This is a genomic window from Nocardioides sp. (assembly GCF_047607365.1).
GTDB lineage: Bacteria > Actinomycetota > Actinomycetes > Propionibacteriales > Nocardioidaceae > Nocardioides.
Genome location: NZ_JASGDD010000236.1, coordinates 1 through 4,770 on the forward strand (window position 1 = coordinate 1; position 4,770 = coordinate 4,770).

General features: G+C 72.7%; 8 protein-coding genes. 4 read left to right on the forward strand and 4 right to left on the reverse strand.

The annotated features are described in order from the left end of the window. From QM572_RS18505 to arfB, 3 genes are all read left to right on the forward strand, one after another. Positions 1–546, forward strand: a 546-nt coding sequence (locus QM572_RS18505) for a hypothetical protein (RefSeq protein ID WP_415095451.1), incomplete at its 5' end; no start/stop codon positions are given. Between the two features lie 68 nt (positions 547–614). Further along, positions 615–836 (forward strand): PLD nuclease N-terminal domain-containing protein, encoded by a 222-nt coding sequence (locus QM572_RS18510; protein WP_415095452.1) that lies wholly within the window; start codon positions 615–617, stop codon positions 834–836. A gap of 48 nt (positions 837–884) precedes the next feature. Continuing rightward, positions 885–1,340, forward strand: a complete 456-nt coding sequence (gene arfB, locus QM572_RS18515; protein WP_415095453.1) for an alternative ribosome rescue aminoacyl-tRNA hydrolase ArfB — start codon at positions 885–887, stop codon at positions 1,338–1,340. A gap of 8 nt (positions 1,341–1,348) precedes the next feature. On the opposite strand, the gene QM572_RS18520 is transcribed toward arfB, so the two are convergent. The 3 genes from QM572_RS18520 to QM572_RS18530 all read right to left on the reverse strand — a co-directional run bounded on the left by QM572_RS18520 (position 1,349) and on the right by QM572_RS18530 (position 3,648). Beyond that, entirely contained in the window at positions 1,349–1,708 is a 360-nt protein-coding gene (locus QM572_RS18520) for a TfoX/Sxy family protein (RefSeq protein ID WP_415095454.1), read from the reverse strand. Positions 1,709–1,828: 120 nt separating this feature from the next. Further along, positions 1,829–2,902 (reverse strand): redox-regulated ATPase YchF, encoded by a 1,074-nt coding sequence (gene ychF / locus QM572_RS18525; protein ID WP_415095455.1) that lies wholly within the window; start codon positions 2,900–2,902, stop codon positions 1,829–1,831. Between the two features lie 11 nt (positions 2,903–2,913). After that, positions 2,914–3,648, reverse strand: coding sequence for an MBL fold metallo-hydrolase (locus QM572_RS18530; protein ID WP_415095456.1), 735 nt, complete (start codon positions 3,646–3,648; stop codon positions 2,914–2,916). A gap of 95 nt (positions 3,649–3,743) precedes the next feature. On the opposite strand from QM572_RS18530, the gene QM572_RS18535 reads away from it, so the two are divergent. Next, positions 3,744–4,268 (forward strand): WHG domain-containing protein, encoded by a 525-nt coding sequence (locus QM572_RS18535; protein WP_415095457.1) that lies wholly within the window; start codon positions 3,744–3,746, stop codon positions 4,266–4,268. Here QM572_RS18535 and QM572_RS18540 read toward each other — a convergent pair. Next, positions 4,258–4,770 (reverse strand): cysteine hydrolase family protein (locus tag QM572_RS18540; protein WP_415095458.1); only part of this gene is annotated, 513 nt, incomplete at its 5' end. The two genes, QM572_RS18535 and QM572_RS18540, sit on opposite strands and share 11 nt — an antisense overlap.

Genomic DNA, 4,770 nt, shown 5'->3' on the forward strand with positions numbered 1-4,770 from the left:
CTGGCGCTGTGTACTTTGCTGGCCTGGGTGCTGGCGCGCGCGCTCGACGGCCTCACGCTGGGCGAGGCCACCGCCGACCCACGACGGCGGCCGTGGCCCTGGCTGCCGTACGTCGCCGCCGCACTCGTCGTCCTCGTCGCCGTCGTGACCCTCATCGTCGCGAGCCGGCAGGCGGGCTCCGACGACGGGGCTCGTGGCGACGCCTCATCCTCGGCGAGCACGGGCTCGTCGGCCTCGCCCACCGCCGAGGGCGTGCGCGCCTTCGTCGCGGACTACCTGGCGACGGCGCCCACGGACCCCGCCGCCGGCTTCGCGATGCTCACCCCGGCGTACCAGGGCGAGAGCGGCGGGCTCAGCGGCTACGAGGCCTTCTGGAGCAAGGTGTCGATCACGGACATCGGCGAGCCGTCGGTCCAGCTCGACCCGCTCGAGGCGACCTACACCTACTCCTACACGCTCCCGAAGAAGGGGACGATCACCGAGACCGTCACCCTGAGCCTGACGTACGACGGCTCGCGCTACCTCATCGCCGGGGCTCGGTCCTAGCGCCCGGTCCTCGGGCCCCCATCCGGGGCCCGCGCCCAGGGCGCTCGGGGTCGCGGCACAATGGACCCATGGCGAAGAAGAGCTGGTCCGACCTGACGCCGCTCCAGCAGGGCCTGGTGGTGACGGGCGGAGCCGTCGAGTTCCTCGTGACGACGTGGGCGCTGCGCGACCTCTCCCGCCGCCCGGCCGCCGAGGTCCGCGGCCCGAAGATCGCCTGGGCCCTCGCCTCGATCGTCCAGCCCGTCGGCCCCGTCGCCTACCTCGTCGCCGGCCGCCGCTGGGCGGCGTAGAACCCGCCAGGGCAGCCACGAGCTCGTCCTCTCGCCTAGGCTTGAGGGATGAGTGAGCCGGGCCGGAGTCTTGTCGTCCCGCCCGCTCCCGGGCTGCCTTCCGGGGCCGTCATTCCGGCCGCCGAGCTGGTCGAGCGCTTCTCCCGCTCGCCGGGGCCGGGCGGTCAGTCGGTCAACACCGCCGACACCAGGGTCGAGCTGCTGTTCGCGCCGGGCACGTCCACGGCGTTCACCCCGTCGCAGCGTGCCCGGATCCTCCGCACCCTGGCCGACCGCATCACGCACGGCCAGATCTCGGTGACCGCCTCGGAGCATCGCTCCCAGCTGCGCAATCGCGTCGCCGCTCGCGAGCGCCTCGTGGCCCTCCTCCGCGAGGGCGTCGCCCCGCCTCCCCCGCCCCGCCGCGCGACCAGGCCGAGCAAGGCCGCTCAGCGCCGCCGCGTCGAGTCGAAGAAGCTGGCCGGTCGCACCAAGGCACTCCGCGGCCGCGTTCGCGACCTCTGATCGCGAGCTCAGGGCTTATCGGGCCCTCCGTCCTTGGGCGGAAGCGTGGCGACGTACGCCGCGCCCCGCTCGATCCACTCGCTCAGGGCGCCGTCGTCCACGACCGCCTCGGCCGGCACCCGCAGCCAGCCGTCCATCTCGCGCCCGCGCATCACCATCCGACTGGCCACGCCGCCGACGAGGGCCTCGCTCTCGCTCGGGTCGACCCGCACCATCAGCCCGCCCCGACCACTCACCGCGATCGCCATGTGGCCGCCGACCACGAAGGCAAGCCCACCGAACATCCGCTTCTCCACGACTCCGCCCGCCTCCGGGACCGTCGCGATCAGCTCACGGATGCGGTCGGCCAGCTCGACGTCGTACGCCATCCGGCGATCCTGCCACCGCGGCGCTCCCGCGGGAAACATCTGTTGCCGCATCGGTGAGCTGTCGATCCGACAGGCAACACCCGTTGCCGGGCCCGACCACGCCGGCAAGGACCCGCACGCTCAGTTGTTGAAGCGGAACTCCACGACGTCGCCGTCCTGCATGACGTAGTCCTTGCCCTCCATGCGGACCTTGCCGACCTCGCGGGCCTTGGCGACCGAGCCGGCGGCCATCAGGTCGTCGAAGGAGACGATCTCGGCCTTGATGAAGCCCTTCTGGAAGTCGGTGTGGATGACGCCCGCGGCCTCGGGGGCGGTGGCGCCCTGGGGGATCTCCCAGGCGCGGACCTCCTTGGGCCCGGCGGTGAGGTAGGTCTGCAGGCCCAGCGTGGCGAAGCCGACGCGCGCGAGCTGGTGCAGACCGGACTCCTCGATGCCGAGGTCGGCGAGCATCTCGGCGGCCTCCTCGTCGGTCATCTCGATCAGCTCGGACTCGATCTTGGCGTCGAGGAAGATCGCCTCCGCGGGCGCGACGATCTCCCGCATCCGCTCCTTCAACTCCACGTCGGCGAGCTCGTCGGTGTCGCAGTTGAAGACGTAGATGAACGGCTTCGCGGTCAGCAGCGTCAGCTCGCGGATCAGGTCGCGGTCGATCGAGGTGGCCGAGATCGGGGTGCCGGCCTCGAGCGCCGCCTTGGCCTCGACCACCGCGGCGAGCTTCGGCGCGGTCTCCTTGCGGATCCGTGCCTCCTTCTCCAGCCGCGGGATCGCCTTCTCGACGGTCTCGAGGTCGGCCAGGATCAGCTCGGTCTGGATGGTGGAGATGTCCGACGCGGGATCGACGGCCCCGTCCACGTGCGTGACGTCGTCGTCGCGGAAGACCCGCGTCACCTGGCAGATCGCGTCGCCCTCGCGGATGTTGGCGAGGAACTTGTTGCCCAGCCCCTCCCCCTGCGACGCTCCGCGGACGATGCCGGCGATGTCCACGAACTGCACGGTGGCGGGCAGCAGCCGCTCGGAGCCGTAGATCGTGGCGAGCTCGGCCAGCCGCGGGTCCGGGACCCCGACCACGCCGACGTTCGGCTCGATCGTCGCGAACGGGTAGTTCGCCGCGAGCACGTTGTTCTTGGTCAGCGCGTTGAAGAGCGTCGACTTGCCCGCGTTGGGGAGCCCGACGATGCCGATGGTGAGAGCCACGGTCGCTGAGTTTATGGGCGGGTACGACGTGCGGCTGAATCCGCCGCCCGCACCTCCCGTGCCACCGTGGACAGATCCCCCTGCCACGGGGCGCCGTGGCCCGGCAGCACCCAGGTGGCGTCGAGCCCGGCGAGCCGCTCGAGCGAGGCCAGCGCCTCCGCGGGCTCGTCGGTGAACGGCGCCGGCTGGAGGCCGACCCGGCCGGTCAGCACGTCGCGGGTGGTCAGCGCGTCACCGACGAAGACGGCCCCGACGGCCGGGACGTGCACCGCGACGCTGCCGGGCGAGTGGCCTGGCATGCCGATGATCCGCGGCTCTCCCGGCAGCGGCAGCGCGTCACCGTCGTGGACCTCGACGACCTCGGTGAGCCAGGTCGTGCGCAGGCCGCCCTTGCGCATCGCGTAGCCGAGGAAGCCGAGGACGGCGCCGAGTCGCCTGGCGCCCATCGGCGTCTTCGGCTTGTCGCCGCCCTTCGCCCGGTCGGCGTCGGCCTCGTGGACGTAGACCGGCACGCCGTGGTCGCGGCGCAGCCGCTCGGCGAAGCCGACGTGGTCGGAGTCGCCGTGCGTGAGGACCAGCCCGCGCACGTCGGCAGGGGTGCGCCCCAGCAGGGCCAGCTCGGCGACGAGCTCCCTCCAGTGGCCGGGCAGCCCAGCGTCGATCACGGTGACGCCCTCGGGCGCGTCGACCAGGTAGGCGGCGACGATGTCGTTGCCGATCCGGTGCAGGTGTGGCGCAAGCTCCATGTCGTCTCTCCTCCGGGACTTTCGGTGAGGTCCAGCGCTAACATGGCTAAGATACGTAGCCATCATGGCTAACGTCAATAGCCATAGGAGACGCGATGCCCGCCCCCGACCGCACCTCACTCGCGGAGATCGTCGCCGCGGGCCGACGCCTCCTCGAGACGGGCGGACCGAGCCGCGTGACCATGCAGGCCGTGGCAGGCGAGGTCGGCGTACGCGCTCCGTCGCTCTACAAGCGGGTCAGGGACCGCGAGGCCCTGCTCGACCTCATCCTCGCCGCGACCGCCGAGGACCTGGCCGGCGCGCTCGAGGCGACCGACGGCACGTTCCCCGAGCTCGCTCGGGCCTACCGGGCCTTCGCCCACGACCAGCCCGAGGGCTTCCGGCTGATGCTCGCCTCGCAGTCCGACCCGGCGACGATCGCCCGCACGAGTGCGCCGGTCCTCGACGCGGCCGAGGCGCTGGTGGGCGCGGGCGAGGCCCTCGAGGCCGCCCGGCTCCTCACGGCCTGGACCGCGGGCTTCATCACGATGGAGCTGGCCGGCGCCTTCCGGCTCGGCGGCGACGTCGACGAGGCCTTCGAGTTCGGGCTCGCCACCCTCGCCGCCGCGCTCAGCCGCTGACGGGCATCAGGCTCCGCACCTCGTCGACGTCGCTCAGCACCGCGGCGTTCAGCGCCATCAGGTCGAGCCCGGCGCGATGCAGCGAGGAGGAGTACGCCGCTGTCGCGTCGGCCGCGACGAGCACCTGCCAGTCGTGCTGCATGGCGTCGTTGACCGTCGACAGCACGCAGCACTCGGTGGTGAGGCCGCCGACGACCAGCCAGTCGATCCCCGCCGCCCTCAGCCGCGCGTCGAGATCGGTCCGCACGAAGCCGGAGTAGGCGTCCTTGCGCACCCGCAGCTCCCCCTCCGCCGGGCTCAGCGGGCCGAACCACGCGGCGCCCGGCGTGCCCGCGAGACAGGGCCGGGCGTCGCCCATCGCGAGGTCGCGCGCGCCCTGGCGCAGCCAGTTGTCGGAGGTCCAGGACATCTGCTGCGTCGCCAGCTCGACCCAGACGACCGGCACCCCGGCGGCCCGGGCGGCGTCGACCAGCCGCGCCATCGCCTCGACCGCGGCGCCGAC

Coding starts and splice junctions, on each gene's coding strand:
- QM572_RS18510 (WP_415095452.1), top strand. CDS start 615: ATGGCGAAGAAGAGCTGGTCCGACCTGACGCCGCTCCAGCAGGGCCTG.
- arfB (WP_415095453.1), top strand. CDS start 885: ATGAGTGAGCCGGGCCGGAGTCTTGTCGTCCCGCCCGCTCCCGGGCTG.
- QM572_RS18520 (WP_415095454.1), bottom strand. CDS start 1,708: ATGGCGTACGACGTCGAGCTGGCCGACCGCATCCGTGAGCTGATCGCG.
- QM572_RS18530 (WP_415095456.1), bottom strand. CDS start 3,648: ATGGAGCTTGCGCCACACCTGCACCGGATCGGCAACGACATCGTCGCC.
- QM572_RS18535 (WP_415095457.1), top strand. CDS start 3,744: ATGCCCGCCCCCGACCGCACCTCACTCGCGGAGATCGTCGCCGCGGGC.